12 protein-coding genes and 1 tRNA gene are annotated in these 16,340 nt (G+C 50.0%); 11 read left to right on the top strand and 2 right to left on the bottom strand.

Annotation, left to right across the window (positions count from 1 at the left end; genetic code table 11):
- The first annotated feature begins 10 nt into the window (after positions 1–10).
- Positions 11–424, top strand: coding sequence for a hypothetical protein (locus DW931_RS02970; RefSeq protein ID WP_022359635.1), 414 nt, complete (start codon positions 11–13; stop codon positions 422–424).
- Positions 425–585: 161 nt separating this feature from the next.
- Positions 586–1,989: a DNA repair protein RadA gene (gene radA, locus DW931_RS02965; RefSeq protein ID WP_118468823.1), complete on the top strand. Its 1,404-nt coding sequence runs from the start codon at positions 586–588 to the stop codon at positions 1,987–1,989.
- 247 nt (positions 1,990–2,236) lie between these two features.
- On the opposite strand, the gene DW931_RS02960 is transcribed toward radA, so the two are convergent.
- A tRNA-Trp gene (locus tag DW931_RS02960) sits at positions 2,237–2,307 on the bottom strand.
- Positions 2,308–2,800: 493 nt separating this feature from the next.
- Here DW931_RS02960 and DW931_RS02955 point away from each other — a divergent pair.
- Positions 2,801–3,043, top strand: coding sequence for an HPr family phosphocarrier protein (locus DW931_RS02955; protein WP_107000009.1), 243 nt, complete (start codon positions 2,801–2,803; stop codon positions 3,041–3,043).
- A 355-nt stretch (positions 3,044–3,398) separates the two neighbouring features.
- On the top strand, positions 3,399–5,837 hold the full coding sequence (locus DW931_RS02950; RefSeq protein WP_118482132.1) for an ATP-dependent DNA helicase: 2,439 nt from the start codon (positions 3,399–3,401) through the stop codon (positions 5,835–5,837).
- Here the strand turns inward: DW931_RS02950 and DW931_RS02945 are convergent.
- Positions 5,773–6,696, bottom strand: a complete 924-nt coding sequence (locus tag DW931_RS02945) for a LysR family transcriptional regulator (protein WP_118468721.1) — start codon at positions 6,694–6,696, stop codon at positions 5,773–5,775. The two genes, DW931_RS02950 and DW931_RS02945, sit on opposite strands and share 65 nt — an antisense overlap.
- Before the next feature lie 139 nt (positions 6,697–6,835).
- Here DW931_RS02945 and DW931_RS02940 point away from each other — a divergent pair, with 139 nt between their 5' ends.
- The 7 genes from DW931_RS02940 to DW931_RS02910 all read left to right on the top strand — a co-directional run bounded on the left by DW931_RS02940 (position 6,836) and on the right by DW931_RS02910 (position 16,329).
- On the top strand, positions 6,836–7,390 hold the full coding sequence (locus tag DW931_RS02940) for a sigma-70 domain-containing protein (protein WP_118626896.1): 555 nt from the start codon (positions 6,836–6,838) through the stop codon (positions 7,388–7,390).
- Positions 7,391–7,396: 6 nt separating this feature from the next.
- Positions 7,397–8,053 carry a histidine phosphatase family protein gene (locus tag DW931_RS02935; protein WP_118468719.1) on the top strand — a complete coding sequence of 219 codons (657 nt, stop codon included), beginning with the start codon at positions 7,397–7,399 and terminating at the stop codon, positions 8,051–8,053.
- A 139-nt stretch (positions 8,054–8,192) separates the two neighbouring features.
- On the top strand, positions 8,193–11,957 hold the full coding sequence (locus DW931_RS02930) for a phosphoribosylformylglycinamidine synthase (protein ID WP_117795627.1): 3,765 nt from the start codon (positions 8,193–8,195) through the stop codon (positions 11,955–11,957).
- A gap of 378 nt (positions 11,958–12,335) precedes the next feature.
- Positions 12,336–13,439, top strand: coding sequence for a hypothetical protein (locus tag DW931_RS02925; protein WP_117795625.1), 1,104 nt, complete (start codon positions 12,336–12,338; stop codon positions 13,437–13,439).
- Between the two features lie 282 nt (positions 13,440–13,721).
- A complete protein-coding gene (locus DW931_RS02920; RefSeq protein WP_243036896.1) occupies positions 13,722–14,174 on the top strand; it encodes a DUF3783 domain-containing protein in 453 nt (150 codons plus the stop codon).
- 52 nt (positions 14,175–14,226) lie between these two features.
- Positions 14,227–15,735 (top strand): polyphosphate:AMP phosphotransferase, encoded by a 1,509-nt coding sequence (gene pap, locus DW931_RS02915; protein ID WP_118482131.1) that lies wholly within the window; start codon positions 14,227–14,229, stop codon positions 15,733–15,735.
- A gap of 177 nt (positions 15,736–15,912) precedes the next feature.
- On the top strand, positions 15,913–16,329 hold the full coding sequence (locus DW931_RS02910) for a VOC family protein (protein WP_227589675.1): 417 nt from the start codon (positions 15,913–15,915) through the stop codon (positions 16,327–16,329).
- Positions 16,330–16,340: the final 11 nt, after the last annotated feature.

The raw sequence follows: 16,340 nt of genomic DNA, 5'->3' as shown, positions 1-16,340 counted from the left end.
ATAAAGCATTATGCCAGTAGTTAGCGAGTTAATCCGCATCGAGGATGACGGAACCATCAGTTTTGGCAATTATATGTTAGCAGCAAAGTCCAAGCTGCAGGATTTTGAATTTCAGGGCGATCTTTATAAGGTAAAAACATTCGGCGAGATTACCAAGCTGGAGCGCAACGGAATGTTCGTATATGAGTCGGTACCGGGCACGGCAGTCAATCATTTCCAGGCGGGAGATACTTCCGTACAGTTTTCGGTTGAGGGCGAGAAGGATGCTCAGATTACCATTCAGTTAGAGGATGAGCGTGAGTATGAGGTATATGTAGACGGCGTATCGGTCGGTGGCATGAAGACCAACGTCAGCGGCAAACTGGTACTGAGCGTGGAGCTGAACCCGGGCAAGGCAACCGCAATCCGGATTGAAGCCAGATAAGGAAAAGAAAAACAAAGCGTTACGTACAAGTTACAATGCGTGAGATGAAAGCTGCTGCATGGCAGGAATGGCGGGCGTGTGCGCCGGAAGCCGGTTTCCGCCATGTAGCAGCTTTTTGTGTAATAAGAAATATGAGAAGAAGTGTTTGGAAAGGAATCAGCATGGCAAAGGCAAAATCAACGGGATTTTTCTGCAGGGAATGCGGTTATGAATCTTCCAAATGGATGGGGCAGTGCCCGGCGTGCAAGGCGTGGAATACGATGGTGGAAGCGCCGTCCGCACCGGCATCATCCGGTACGGCAGCAGGGCGGTATGCGGCAGCGGCTTCGCTGACGGCGGCACCGGGGAAACGAGCTGGCGCGCAGGCAAAGCCGGTCAGCTTAGATGAAATTGAGCTTTCCGATACGGATCGGACGAGAACCGGATTTGCAGAACTTGACCGGGTGCTTGGAAGCGGCGTGGTGCGTGGCTCCCTGGTGCTGGTCGGCGGAGATCCGGGAATCGGAAAATCAACCCTGCTTCTGCAGGTCTGCCGGAACCTGGCAGGACAGGAACAAAAGGTTTTATACGTCTCCGGCGAGGAGTCATTAAAACAGATCAAACTGCGGGCAAGCCGGATCGGGATGGTGCGCGGACCACTTTCGTTCTTGAGCGAGACGAACCTGGATACGATCGCGGAGGTGATCCGGGAGGTACGCCCGGATGTGGTCGTGATCGATTCGATCCAGACCATGTTTATCGAGGCGGCAGGTTCTGCACCGGGCAGTGTCAGCCAGGTAAGAGAGTGCACCGGCGTCCTGATGCAGCTCGCAAAAGGACTGGGCGTGACAGTCTTTATCGTCGGTCATGTGACGAAAGAGGGCGTTGTGGCGGGACCGCGTATGCTGGAACATATGGTCGATACAGTGCTATATTTTGAGGGCGATCGCCATGCGTCCTACCGGATTCTGCGGGGAGTGAAGAACCGTTTCGGTTCGACCAATGAGATCGGCGTGTTTGAGATGCGGGAGGAAGGACTGGCGGAGGTGCCGAATCCATCCGAATTTATGCTGGAAGGGCGCCCGGCGGAGGCATCCGGTGCGGTGACTGCCTGCTCGATGGAGGGAACCCGCCCGATTCTTCTGGAAGTGCAGGCGCTGGTGTCAAAGACGAATTTCGGACTGCCGCGGCGGACGGCAGCGGGCGTCGATTACAACCGTGTGAACCTGCTCATGGCAGTGTTGGAAAAACGATGCCGTTATGCCCTGTCCGGGTACGATGCGTATGTCAACATTGCAGGCGGCATGAAGATGAACGAGCCGGCGCTTGACCTTGCGATCGTGATGGCGCTGATTTCCAGCTATAAAGACCGTCCGCTGGATGAGAAAACGATCGTATTTGGCGAGGTCGGACTCTCCGGAGAGGTGCGCGCCGTCTCGATGGCAGAGCAGAGAGTCCATGAGGCAGTCAAGATGGGATTTACAAGATGCATTCTTCCGATGGTCAATGTCAGTAAATTGAAACCAAGGTCGGATATCCGGCTGGAAGGGGTGGCAAATGTGCGGGAGGCGATTGGGCTGCTGTAGGTTGCTTGAATTTCGGGAAAATTTAAGAAAAATAATATTAGCGTAATGTGAGTAACAGCAAATTTGTCTCAGTGGGAGTTATCTCCGACTGAGATAAACGCTCCGCGAGGATGCGCAGTGATTCTGATAGGAATATGTCAGCTTCTCTGACCAGAATCACGCGCCAAGTCTCACGAACGTTCGACTTGAATGTTTAAAAAACAAAAACGCCAATGACTCATCTCTGAATCACTGACGCCTTTAGAAGCAGGGGAAGAGGGATTCGAACCCCCATTAACGGTTTTGGAGACCGTTGCTCTGCCATTGAACTATTCCCCTTCGCTGCTGACTCAGTTATGATATCATAGCCATAACGAAAAGTCAACAATTTTTTTATAATTTTTCATTTTTTTTGATTTAATATATTTTTTTCCATTTATTAAGTATCATTCATCATTTTATATGGAAACTAGAGATCAGGATAATTTGGTAAAAGAGAATTTGTGTGCTCATGCTGGGTGGAAAATCACAATGAATATTTAGTTCAACTGCCCAAAAACAATCCGTTAAACCATTTGATGTATATAAATAATGACAATATATCATGAAATGAATACGACGATAGTTCTAGACGTCGGAATATTTTACTAAGAAACACTCTGCTTTTTTGGTAAAAATCATGTATTAAAAATATGCGGTATAAAAGAAATCAAATTGACATTCGACAAAAATCATGCTATAAACACTGAATAAATCGTTATGGTTTTAAATGTGCCTAAAAAACGGAGGGAAAAATTCTGTTGGTACATTCAGGAAAAAGGAGTTGTTTATTATGAAACAGAGAAAAATTATGCTGAAAACGATAGAAGATGCAAAGAAATTTGTCAATGCTTCTATGAAATGCGATTTTGATATTGATGTTTTTTATAACCGTGTTGTCATTGACGCCAAGTCGATTCTGGGAGTTATGAGTTTGGATCTGACACAGATTCTGACCGTTGAGTACACGGGCGAGGATGCAGAGTATGAGGCGTTCCTTGACACGATGGAAGCGGACAATGTGACAGCGGCATAAAAGGGCTGGAGGGCTGGTTCAAGCGGAACATAGATATCATAGATATTTTGGAAGGATATGTATGACCCGAATCGGTATGATGAAAGAAAAGTTGATAGTACGAAAATAAAGAAAGACTGCGGGTGCCGGAGAGAAGATGGTGTCTGCAGTCTTTTTGATAGACATATATATGTACTCTCGGAGTCTTTCTGCACGTGCTTTTGTGGCTGATTTTCCGCCAGCCGCACCCGAATTTCATCAACGTACGCACCGCGTACGCCTCAGAAATTTGGGCACAACTGACAAAAAATCATTTCACAAAATCAAGCACAGAAAGATTCCGAGAGTACATGTACGGGGAAGGGAGGAACCACACATGGAGCTGACCGGCAGGCAGATACGGATCTCCGTCCGCAATCTGGTTGAGTTCGTTCTGCGTTCGGGGGATATTGATAACCGGCGCACGGCGGGTGCACAGAAAGAGGCGATGTTAGCTGGAGGACGGATGCACCGGAAGATACAGCGGCGGATGGGATCAGGGTATCAGGCGGAGGTGTCGCTGCGCCATTCGGTGGAGGAGGACGGATTCCAGATCGTGGTCGAGGGGCGTGCGGATGGAATCATCCGGGATGGAAAAGATGTCACGATCGATGAGATCAAGTGTGTTTACCAGGATGTAAACTGTCTGGAAGAAGCGGTTGGCGTGCATATGGCGCAGGCGCGCTGTTATGGCTATATCTATGGATTACAGGAAGCGCTGGACGAAGTGACACTGCAGCTCACCTACTGTAATCTGGAGACGGAGGAGATCCGCCGCTTTCAGGAGATCCAGACGATGAACGAACTTTCTGAATGGTTTGCTGGTCTGATCCATGAATATGTCAAATGGGCGCGTTACCTCTATCACAACGGGCTGCGACGTGATGAATCAATCAAAGCGCTCGAATTTCCCTATCCGTACCGGGCGGGACAGCGGGAGCTGGCGGTGGCGGTTTACCGGACGCTGGAGCGCGGGCGCAGGCTGTTTGTCCAGGCCCCGACCGGGATTGGAAAGACACTTTCGACGGTATTTCCGGCGCTTAAAGCGATCGGGGAAGGGCATGGGCAGAAACTCTTTTACCTGACGGCGAAGACGATCACGCGGACGGTGGCGGAAGAGGCGCTGGCGATTTTGCGGGAACGCGGGCTGTATTTTCGTTCGGTCACGATCACGGCAAAGGAAAAGTTGTGTATTTTGGAAAAACCGGTGTGTAATCCGGAAATGTGCCCGCGTGCGAAAGGGCATTTTGACCGTGTCAACGATGCGGTGTATGAAATTTTGCATCAGGAATTTGGAATCACGCGTTCGGTAATTTTAGAGTATGCGGAAAAATTTCAGGTCTGCCCGTTTGAGTTCTGCCTTGATATTTCTTCGTTTGTGGATGGGATCATCTGCGATTATAATTATGTCTTTGACCCGGATGTGCGCTTGAAGCGTTATTTTGCGGATGGGGCGGAGGGAGACTATTTCTTCCTGATGGATGAAGCTCACAATCTGGTATCGCGCGCGCGGGAAATGTACAGTGCTTCTATTATAAAGGAAGAAGTGCTTTTGACGAAAAAGGTACTGGGACATCGTGCGCCGGCGCTGGGGCGGCAGCTTACAAGGTTAAATAAGGCGCTTCTGGAGATGAAGCGGGAGTGCGGCGGCTACCAGCTGCTCAAGGATGCCGGACATCTGGTTTCAGTGTTAAACGGTGTTTTTGGAGAAATGGAAAAGTATCTGGAAAAGCTGGGCGGGGAAGACGGACGGGACACGATTCTGGATTTTTATTTTTCGGTGCGACATTTTTTAAATATGTATGAGCGGGTCGATGAGCATTACAGGATTTACACGGAACTTCTGCCGTCCGGCGAATTTGTCATCCGGCTTTATTGTGTCAATCCGATTGAAAATCTGGCGCAGTGCCTGTCGCAGGGGAAAGCGGCGGTCTTTTTCTCGGCAACGCTTCTGCCGCTCCGGTATTACCGGATGCTTCTGTCGGATCAGGAGGAGGACTATACGGTCTATGTGCCGTCCCCGTTTCCGCAGGAGCGGCGTCTTCTGCTGGCGGCGACGGATGTGACGAGCCGGTATACGCGGCGCAATGAGACGGAATACCGGCGGGTGCTGCGGTACATCCAGACGATGGCAAGTGTGAAAAAGGGCAATTATATTGTGTTTTTTCCGTCGTATCAGTATATGAACCGGGTACGTGAGGTGTGTGAAGGGGAATATGCGTATCAGAATGTTGAATTGGATGATAATGAAAAAATGAAAAATCATTCCGGGAAAAACGGAAAAAGCATGGAAATCCTGGTCCAGGATTCTCACATGACCGAGGAGGAACGGGAAGCATTTTTACAGAAATTTTCTCCCGAACGAACAGCTGAACGTGATACCTCCCTGGTGGCGTTCTGCGTGATGGGCGGTCTGTTTTCGGAGGGAATCGATTTGACAGGCGATCGGCTGATCGGCGTGATCGTGGTCGGAACCGGGCTCCCGATGGTATGCACGGAGCAGAAAATTTTGCAGGGATATTTTGAAGAAGAGGGAAAAGATGGATTTGCATATGCCTACCAGTATCCGGGCATGAATAAGGTACTCCAGGCGGCAGGGCGGGTCATCCGGACCGCGTCCGATCAGGGCGTCATCCTTTTACTGGATGACCGGTTCTGGTGTCGGGAGTATCGGGAATTATTTCCAAGGGAATGGAGCGATGTCAAACGGGTCAGTCTTTCGTCTCTGGAGCAGGAGCTTCAGGCATTTTGGAGCCGTTTTCCAGAAGTTCAATAAATTCACGCGATGCCTGTGAGATCGGCATTGTCTCATTGTGGACGACGACGAGCTGGCGCGGCGGCAGGGCTTCAGTCAGGGTCAGGGCATAAAGTTCTTTTTCGCCAGCCGGGAGACAGAAATCCGGGACAAATGCGATGCCGAGACCGATGCGTGCCAGATCGATGAGCAGATCGTTGCTGCTTAATTCAATCTCCGGTACGAGGTCGAGCTGGTGCTTCTGGAACATGTTGTGCAGAAATTCGCTGGTGGTACTCTTGCGATCCAGCATGAGGATTGGGAGCGCCTGCAGCTCGTGCAGTGTAACCGGGTGGTCTTTCATCGGAAAATAGGTCTCATTGGCGACGAATATATCGTTGAATTCGCGCAGCACATGGATATTCTGCGTTCCACCGAGCCCGGAGTTTGGATAGTTCGTCAGAATAAAATCGACCTGACCGTTGTCCAGAAGCCGCGCACATTCGATGGAGGTACGGTTGGTAACCTTGATGTGGATATTCGGGTAGCGCTTGTGAAATTCGCTTAAAAATGGCACCAGATAATAGCGGCAGATCGTATCGCTTGCGCCAATGCGGAGCTGACCGCCGTTTAAGCTGTTAGAGTCGAGCAGCTGGTTTTCGCCCTGACGGATCAGGTTCATCGCCGGTTCCACGTGCTTGAGTAGGATCTCGCCTTCCGGGGTAAGCTGTACTTTTTTTGTGCTGCGGATGAAAAGAGTCTGGTTCAGTTTCTTCTCCAGTACCTTGATCGACTGGCTGACCGCCGACTGGGAGATGAAAAGCTGCTTAGATGCCTCGGAGAAACTTAACGTCGAGGCTACGTGGTAAAATACTTTATATAATTCATAGTTGATATCCATTTATTAGTCCTCCTTATAGAACTGTATTCAGTGTAACATGATTGGAGGGCGGAGTCAATAATGATTGTATCTGTGTCTTGTTTGTGATAAAATGACGGAATCATCTTAGAAGTATGTATTTTTTAGGAGGGAATACCACATGGAATCTAATACATTTTATGATATTTACTTAGAGGAACTGAAAAATCTCCCGCAGGGCACGCCGGAGGAGGAAACGGCGCTTCTGAAAAAACTGACGGAGGGGGACAAGACAGCGGTTTCCCGTCTGACGGAGTTAAAACTGACGAAGGCGGTTCAGATCGCGGAGGAGTATCACGATCGGGGACTTCCGGCGGGCGATCTGGTGCAGGAGGCAAATATGGCACTGTTCCTGTTTGCAGGCGAGTATGAGGGAGGCGATTTTGACGCACAGATGGAGAAACGGGTGCGCGCGGCGATCGAGGATGCGCTGCAGATTCAGAACCGCGAGACGAAGATTGAGGAGGAGATGGCGGCGCGCGTTAATGTCCTCAAGGATATTTCTGCGAGCATGGCGCGGGAGCTGGGACGCGAGGCGACCCTTGCGGAATTGGCAGAGCGCATGAAGATGAGCGAGGATGAGATCCGTGACATCATGAAGCTGACGATGGATGCGATGAAGGTCAGCGGTCAGGCGGCAGAGATGGCTCAGAAAGAGATAGATGAACAGGAGTAATAGAAAATGCTGTTTTATTTGGTGCGCCACGGTCAGACTGACTGGAACCGGGCGGGAAAGATACAGGGAACGACGGATATTCCGCTGAATGAGACAGGACGGCAGCAGGCGGAGCAGCTAGCCGCTGTTCTAAAAGAGAGGAGTGGCTATCCGGCGGGAACGCGGATCGATGCGGTTTATACCAGCCCGCTTGCGCGAGCATTCCAGACGGCGGAGATCCTGGCAAAGGAAGGAAAATTACCGCTCCGCCGCCTGACGGGGCTGCGGGAGCGCGATTTTGGATGCTGGGAAGGCAAAAGCTGGCAGCAGGTGGAAGCAGAGTACCCGGACGAATTTCATCTGTGGAGGGAACAGCCGATGGTCGGTATCCCGTCCGGCGGAGAATCAAGAAAATCCTGCGAGGCGCGGAGTGAACGGGCGATCCGACAGATTTTGGAGGAGACAGCCGGGGATGCGGTGATCGTGGCGCACGGTGGGATCCTCGTCTTTTTGATGAATTATCTGCTCCGTTTCCATCGGGAGCCGCAGGAGATCATTGTGGCGAATGCCAGTCTGTCGGTTGTTTCGTATGACCGTTCGACGGGGATGGGAAAGCTGCTTGCACTGAATGAGACAGGGACGTTGGAACAGCAACCAATAAGATGCGTTAATAAAAAATATTAAATATATTAATTTTACTAATCTATAAAAATTGTGTATGATAAAGGCAGATGCTAGAAGAAGGCATTTGCCTTTTATGCTAAAAAATGAATGTATTTTACAGAACATGAAACATTAAAATACGAAAAAACAGGAGGAAAACATGAGCGTAAGACGTATTTTCGTTGAGAAAAAACCGGAATTTGCCGTATTGGCTCACGATCTGAAAGAGGAGATCGCAAGCTATCTGGGGATCGACACGATCACCGATGTCCGCGTACTGATCCGCTATGATATTGAGGATGTATCGGAGGATGCATATCAGAAAGCGCTGATTACTATCTTCTCTGAGCCGCCGGTTGATTTTGTCTATGAGGAGGCATTCCCGTCCAAGGAAGGCGATACGATCTTTTCCGTTGAGTTCCTGCCGGGACAGTTCGATCAGAGAGCCGATTCCGCAGAACAGTGTGTGAAACTTCTGAATGAAGAGGAAAATCCGGTGATCCGTTCCGCGACAACTTATGTTATTTCCGGAACACTGACCGCGGAGCAGATCGAGGGCATCAAGTCCCTGTGCATTAACCCGGTGGATTCCCGTGAGAATAACAACGCAAAGCCGGAAACGCTGGTAACGGTATTTGAGCAGCCGGAGGATGTCAAGATTTTCGATGGTTTCTGCGGTTATGGCGAGGCAGAGTTAAAAGAACTCTACGATTCCCTGAACCTTGCGATGACGTTCAAGGATTTCGAGCATATCCACAACTACTTTAAGAACGAAGAGAAGAGAGATCCGTCTGTGACCGAGATCCGCGTGCTGGATACCTATTGGTCCGATCACTGCCGTCATACGACCTTCCAGACTGAGTTAAAGGACGTTACCTTTACAAAGGGCGATTACAATGAGCCGATGGAAGCTTCCTACAAACAGTATCTGGCAGATCGCGAGGTTCTCTACAAAGATCGCGATGACAAGTTTGTCTGCCTGATGGATCTGGCTGTTCTCGCTATGAAGAAGCTTCGCCGTGAGGGCAAGCTGGAGGATCTGGAGGAGTCTGAGGAGATTAATGCGTGCAGTATCGTAGTTCCGGTTACCATCGACGGCAAGGAAGAAGAGTGGCTGGTAAACTTTAAGAATGAGACCCACAACCATCCGACCGAGATTGAGCCGTTTGGCGGCGCTGCCACCTGCTTAGGCGGTGCTATCCGTGACCCGCTTTCCGGACGTACCTATGTATATCAGGCTATGCGTGTGACCGGTGCGGCTGATCCGACCCGTCCGATGTCGGAGACACTGCACGGCAAACTTCCGCAGAAGCGCATCGTAAAGGATGCAGCACATGGCTACAGCTCCTACGGTAACCAGATCGGTCTTGCTACCGGCTATGTAAAAGAGATTTATCATCCAAATTATGTGGCAAAACGTATGGAGATCGGTGCTGTTATGGCAGCAGCTCCGCGCAAAAATGTCATCCGTGAGACTTCCGATCCGGGCGATGTAATCATCCTGATGGGTGGACGTACCGGCCGTGATGGTATCGGCGGCGCAACCGGTTCTTCCAAGGTACATACCGAGGAGTCCATCGAGGTCTGCGGCGCAGAGGTTCAGAAGGGCAATGCACCGACCGAGCGTAAATTACAGAGACTGTTCCGCCGCCCAGAGGTCAGCCGTCTGATCAAGAAGTGTAACGACTTTGGCGCCGGCGGCGTGTCGGTAGCGATCGGTGAGTTAGCTGACGGACTTCAGATTGACCTTGACAAGGTTCCGAAGAAATATGCAGGTCTGGACGGAACGGAGATTGCGATTTCCGAGTCACAGGAGCGTATGGCTCTGGTGGTAGACCCGAAAGATGTTGATAAGATGCTTGCTTATGCAGCAGAAGAGAACCTGGAGGCAGTTCCGGTTGCCGTTGTTACTGAGTCCCCGCGCCTGGTTCTGAACTGGAGAGGCAAGACGATCGTAGATTTAAGCCGTGCATTCCTGGATACCAACGGTGCTCATCAGGAGACAACCGTTACCGTTGAGGTTCCGACCAGGGAAGGCAATGTATTTGATAAACAGGAAGTAAAGGATGTCAAAGAAAAATGGCTGTCCATGCTTTCTTCCTTAAATGTATGCTCCCAGAAGGGTCTGGTTGAGATGTTCGACAGCACCGTGGGCGCAAGCAGTGTATTCCTGCCATACGGCGGTGTCCACCAGATGACCGAGACACAGGCGATGGTGGCAAAACTGCCGATGAGCAAGGGCAAATGCGATACCGTTACCATGATGAGCTACGGCTATGATCCGTACCTGTCCAGCTGGAGCCCGTACCACGGCGCTACTTACGCAGTGCTGGATTCTGTTGCTAAGATCGTGGCAAACGGCGGTGATTTCCACAAGATCCGCTTTACCTTCCAGGAGTACTTCAAACGTATGACGGAAGATCCGAAGAGATGGGGCACACCGTTCTCCGCTCTGCTCGGTGCTTACAGTGCGCAGCTCGGATTTGGACTTCCGTCCATCGGCGGCAAGGACAGTATGTCCGGCAGCTTCTATGATGAAGAGCACGGCGAAATCGACGTACCGCCGACACTGGTTTCCTTTGCAGTTGATATTTCCGATACCAAACACGTGGTATCTCCGGAATTTAAGAAAGCGGGCAGCAAGATTGTTCTCTTTACCATCGAGAAAGATGCACATGACCTGCCGGTTTACAGCCAGATCATGGATGGTTACGAGAAAATCTACCGCGATATGGAGTCTGGAAAGATTATTTCCGCATATGCGGTTGAGGGTGCTGGTGTGGCAGAGGCTGTCAGCAAGATGGCATTTGGTAACCGCCTGGGCGTAAAGATTGAGCACAATGTAGATCCGAGAGACTTCTTCGCCGCTGGCTGGGGCAATATTGTCTGCGAGGTTCCGGACGGCAAGGTAGGCGAGCTGTCCATTCCGTACACCGTGATCGGTGAGGTAACCGACAAGGGAACCTTCGAGTATGGCAGTACCGTGATCTCCATGGAAGAGGCTCTGAAAGCATGGACCGGAACCCTGGAGAAAGTGTTCCCGACCGCTTCCGGCGCACCGATGAAGGCAGCAGAAGAGACACTTTACAATACCGATAAGGTATATGTATGCAAACATAAAGTGGCAAAACCAACCGTATTTATTCCGGCAATGCCGGGTACCAACTGCGAGCTGGACAGCGCGAAAGCGTTTGAGGCAGCCGGAGCGGAGACGATTGTGCGTGTATTCCGCAACCAGAATGCATCCGATATCCGTTCTTCCATCGAGCAGTACAAAGAGGATATCAAGAAATCCCAGATCATTATGTTCCCGGGTGGATTCTCCGCAGGTGATGAGCCGGATGGTTCGGCTAAATTCTTCGCTACGGTATTCCGCAACGAGGCGATGATGGAGGAGATCGACAAACTGCTTCATGACCGGGATGGCCTGGTACTGGGTATCTGCAATGGCTTCCAGACATTAATCAAACTGGGACTTTTAACCGGAGGCAAGATTGAGCCTCAGAAAGCAGATTCCCCGACTCTGACAACCAACAACATTGGACGCCACATTTCCCGCATGGCATACTTAAAGGTTGTATCTAATCTGTCCCCGTGGCTCAGAAAAGCAGAGCTGGGAGGCGTATACTGCAACCCGATGTCCCATGGTGAAGGACGTTTCGTAGCCAACGAGGAGTGGCTTGCAAAACTTCGCGCAAATGGTCAGATCGCGATCCAGTACAGCGATCCGAACGGAAACTTATCCGTCAGCGAGGAGTGGAACCCGAACGGTTCCTACCAGTGCATCGAGGGTATCACAAGCCCGGATGGACGTATTCTTGGTAAGATGGGTCACAACGAGCGCTGCTGGAGCGATACAGGCATGAATATCTATGGAAATCAGGATATGCAGCTGTTTGCTTCAGGTGTGGAGTATTTCAAATAAAATGAACACCTGCTTTTAAGTAAGGTAGAAATAGACCGGACCGCAGAAATCTGCCCCGGTCTATTTTTTGTGTGATAGAAAATTCCTTGGAATTCCCCATCACACAAAAAGGTACATTCTTTTTTATGTCACAGGAAATATCAATTATGATATAAATTCTACCATTGACGAAAATGTCAGAAAACCTTAAACAAAAAGTTATTCTCAGGTAATAAAAGTGTGCTATCCTGTCAATAACAGAAAGCAGACATCTACTTCAAAAAAACAAGGGGAAAATTTTGAAAATACCGACAGTTTATTTTGACGCAGGCGGATATGTTTGTTATAATGGAAACAAGATTTTGTACGCGAGAGTACATTAAAAAAGGAGGATGGGATATGAGACATAACCTGAAGGCAGCGGCGGTTTCCGTTCTTGCTATCATGGCGGCGCTGGCGATGAGTATTCCGGCATACGCGGCTGACAAAAAGATCTCGGAAGTTAAGTTCCGTGTCAATGCGAAACCGGAAGCGGGCGACAGCATCGGGGATCCGGATGTACAAGTTACGAAGGGTAATGTTGAGATTACCGAGCAGGAGTTTGACAATGACGACAGCGAGTGGGAGAGAGGTGATAAGCCGGTCATCTACCTGACGATCGAGGCAAAGGACGGTTATCAGTTATCCGGCACAAAGCTTTCTGCAACCAAGTCGGCTTACAAAGTTACGAAGCGATCTGGCGATAAGAGCGAGTGGAAAGTTAAGATTACGATGTCAGCTGTTGACGGCGATTTGGATACGGTCGAAGATCTTAGCTGGAGCAATCGTACCGCAACCTGGGACAGCGTATCGTATGCAAGCAAGTATGAAGTTAAACTGTACCGCAACAGTTCTACCGTAACGACTGTTACAACTACAGGCACAAGCTACAATTTCTACCCATACATGACGAAATCCGGCGATTATACCTTTAAGGTGCGCGCGGTTGACGGAAGCGATAAGGGTGAGTGGAGTGACGAGTCCGATGAATATTATATGAATTCTTCAGATGTGTATACAGGTACACCTCCGACCGATAATTCTTCTGGTGGTTCCACTCCGGCAAATGCGAATGGTCAGTGGGTAAACAGCATTTACGGCTGGTCTTACTACATCAATGGTGTACCGGTTAAGAACAACTGGGTATATGTTGATAATGAGTGGTATCATCTGAATGCAAACGGATTCATGGATACAGACTGGATCTATACTGATAATAACTGGTTCTATTTAAACCCGGTATCCGATGGTACGAGAGGCAAGATGCTGACCGGCTGGCAGCAGATTGGACCGTACAAGTATTATCTGAATCCGGTATCCGACGGCACTCGCGGTGCAAGAAAGACAGGCTATCAGTTCATCGATGGCGCATGGTATCTGTTTGACCTGAATAGCGGAGCACTCTGGACTAACATGGTAGCTCCGAACGGTATGATAGCGGATGCAAATGGTGTTCTTCACTAAGGAGATATCCGACTGCAGACCGGAAGAGAATCTGAAATGCGGAAACATACATAAATGAAATAAAAATCAGACAGCGGCAGACAGCGGACGAGCGAAAGCAAGTGGCTGATGCCGCTGTTTTTTGTTTTTCTTGCACAGAAGGGGAGAAAAAGGATATAATAGAGAATCATATTGAGAAGCCGGAGAATTGATGAGGCGGGAATAAGAAACAGAAAGGAGAATCGATAAATTACGATGAAACCAACTGTATTATTGTATAATTTTACTGATTCCAAAAGAAAAATGAAGGTGCAGCAGGCGCTTATGCCGCTGGGATTCCGTTTAAGGGCAGTGAAAAAGGAGGAGTACGGGCTGCCGGTGGGCGTGCTGGCTGGTGTGAAAGGACTGAATGAGGATGTCCTCAGGGAAGCCGGACAGGCAATAGAGGCCGGGGAGGAAACGCAAAAAGAAGGGACCGCGCAGAAACAGGCAGACGGGAGGCTGCAGCGAGAAGTGCCGGAGAATGATTCTTCCAGGAAAATGGATTTCTCGGATGAGATGGCGATCATGGCAGGCTTTTCTTCCGCCCAGATCGATGCATTTATCTATGCACTCCGAAAAAAGGGAGTCGGACGGATTGATTATAAAGCAGTCCTGACACCGTATAATATGAAGTGGGATTCGGTACAATTATATGAAGAGATCAAAAAAGAGCATGAGATGATGACGGGGAAAGGTAAAGACGAAGCATTGTGATGCCATGGGATTGGTGAAAGGTCATTTTACTGCTTGATGTGGAGGTGGAAAGATGCTGGAAAAAGTAGATTTGAATAAATCAGTGGATAAGGAAAACTACAAGAAGCTTCGGGAAGAGATGGATGTGAAGCTGGGAGAATTGCAGCGCGCCTGTAAGGCGGAAAAGATCCCGGTTGTCATCGTATTTGACGGCTTCGGGGCAGGCGGTAAGGGAACGCAGATCAACCGCCTGATCCAGCCGCTGGATCCGCGCGGCTTTGATGTTTATGCGAGCCGGGAGACGGGAGAAGAGGAACGGATGCGTCCATTTCTCTGGCGGTATTGGACGAAGACACCGGAAGATGGGCGAATGATGATCTTTGACAAGAGTTGGTACGATAAGGTTACCGTTGACCGGTTTGACAAAGAGACGAAGCGGCAGGAGCTAAACGGGGCGTTTAGGGATATCCTTTCATTTGAAAAGCAGCTGGCAGATTCCGGCATGATTCTGATCAAATTGTTTCTGTATATTTCCAGGGACGAGCAGAAAAAGCGCTTTAAACGGCTGGAAGAAAGCAAAGAGACTGCGTGGCGTGTGACGGAGGCGGACTGGAAGCGCAACAAGGATTACGATACATTTCTGGAGATGAATGAGGAAATGCTGCAGCGGACGGATACCGGGTACGCGCCGTGGACGATCGTGGAAGCGACTGATAAAAATTATGCGGCAGTCAAGATTTTATCCACCGTCACAGACCGGCTGGAGTATGAGCTGAACCGCCGCCGAATGGAACGCGAGGAAGGGGCGGTGCATCCGCCGGTCAAACTTCCAGATGAGCGGTTTAAAAATGGCGTGCTTTCCGGCGTGGATCTGACGAAAACACTGACACGCGAGGAATATAAGGAACGTCTGGATAAGCTGCAGAAAAAGCTGGAGGTGCTGCACGGCGAGCTGTACCGGCTGCGGATTCCGGTGGTGATCGGCTTTGAAGGCTGGGATGCGGCGGGAAAAGGCGGTGCGATCCGGCGCCTGACAAGCCACCTGGATCCACGCGGCTACAAGGTCAATCCGACGGCGGCACCGAATGATGTGGAGAAGGTACACCATTATCTGTGGCGTTTCTGGCGGGAGATGCCGAAAGCGGGGCATATTGCGATCTTCGACCGCACCTGGTACGGGCGCGTGATGGTGGAGCGGATCGAGGGCTTCTGCAGTGAGGCGGACTGGAAACGGGCATATCAGGAAATCAACGAGATGGAAGAGCACATGGCGAATTTTGGCGCGGTGATCGTGAAATTCTGGATTCATATTGATAAAGATGAGCAGGAACGCCGCTTTAAGGAGCGCATGGAGGCTCCGGCAAAACAGTGGAAGATCACGGACGAAGACTGGCGCAACCGTGAAAAATGGGACGCATACGAGCAGGCAGTCAATGAGATGCTGGTGCGGACCTCTACCACCTATGCCCCGTGGACGATCGTAGAAGGAAATTCCAAATATTACGCGCGCGTCAAGGTGCTGGAAACGGTTGTGGAGGCGATGGAGGAGAAGATCCGTGAGGTAAAAAAGCTGCGTAAGTGATAGAAAGAAGCGGACGGCCGATTTGGTAATCATGTGTGGAAATATGAAGAAGCGCGGTTGCAATTCTTCGTAAGATACAGTAAAATCAATATTTAAAGAAAAAGACGGCAATTTTGAAAAACACAAACATTTGTGTAACTTTGTGTTAAGTGTAGCGATAGAAAGGAAGCGGACAAAATGGAGCAGACAGCAAAAGAGCGCACACTAGCATTTATGGCAGAGCATGCGGGGGATCCAACCCCGATGGAATTATTTCATATGCACGTAAAACACGTGGGAATCAATACAAAATCGGAAGACGAGGCCTGGGAGGTTGCTGAGACACTGGCGCGCCTGATGGGGCTGATGCCGCGCGAGACGGAGAAAGCTGTGTTCAGCGGTGACCTGACGGAAAATATGAAGGTGGAGAGCCACGGAACCTACGGCCATATTGGCTTTGGCGTAAATGATTGCGAGGCGGCGATCCGATACTTTGTGAACCGCGGTATGACGCTTCGGGAAGAGACGAAGCGCTTTGATGAGCAGGGGCGCTGTATTTTCGCCTATTTTAAAGAAGAAGTCGGCGGATTTGCGATCCACCTGGTACAGGATTGATAGCATCAGGC

It is taken from the genome of Clostridium sp. AM43-3BH (genome assembly GCF_003479985.1).
GTDB classification, from domain to species: Bacteria; Bacillota; Clostridia; order Lachnospirales; family Lachnospiraceae; genus Otoolea; species Otoolea fessa.
This window is presented reverse-complemented; position numbering and strand designations above follow the sequence as displayed.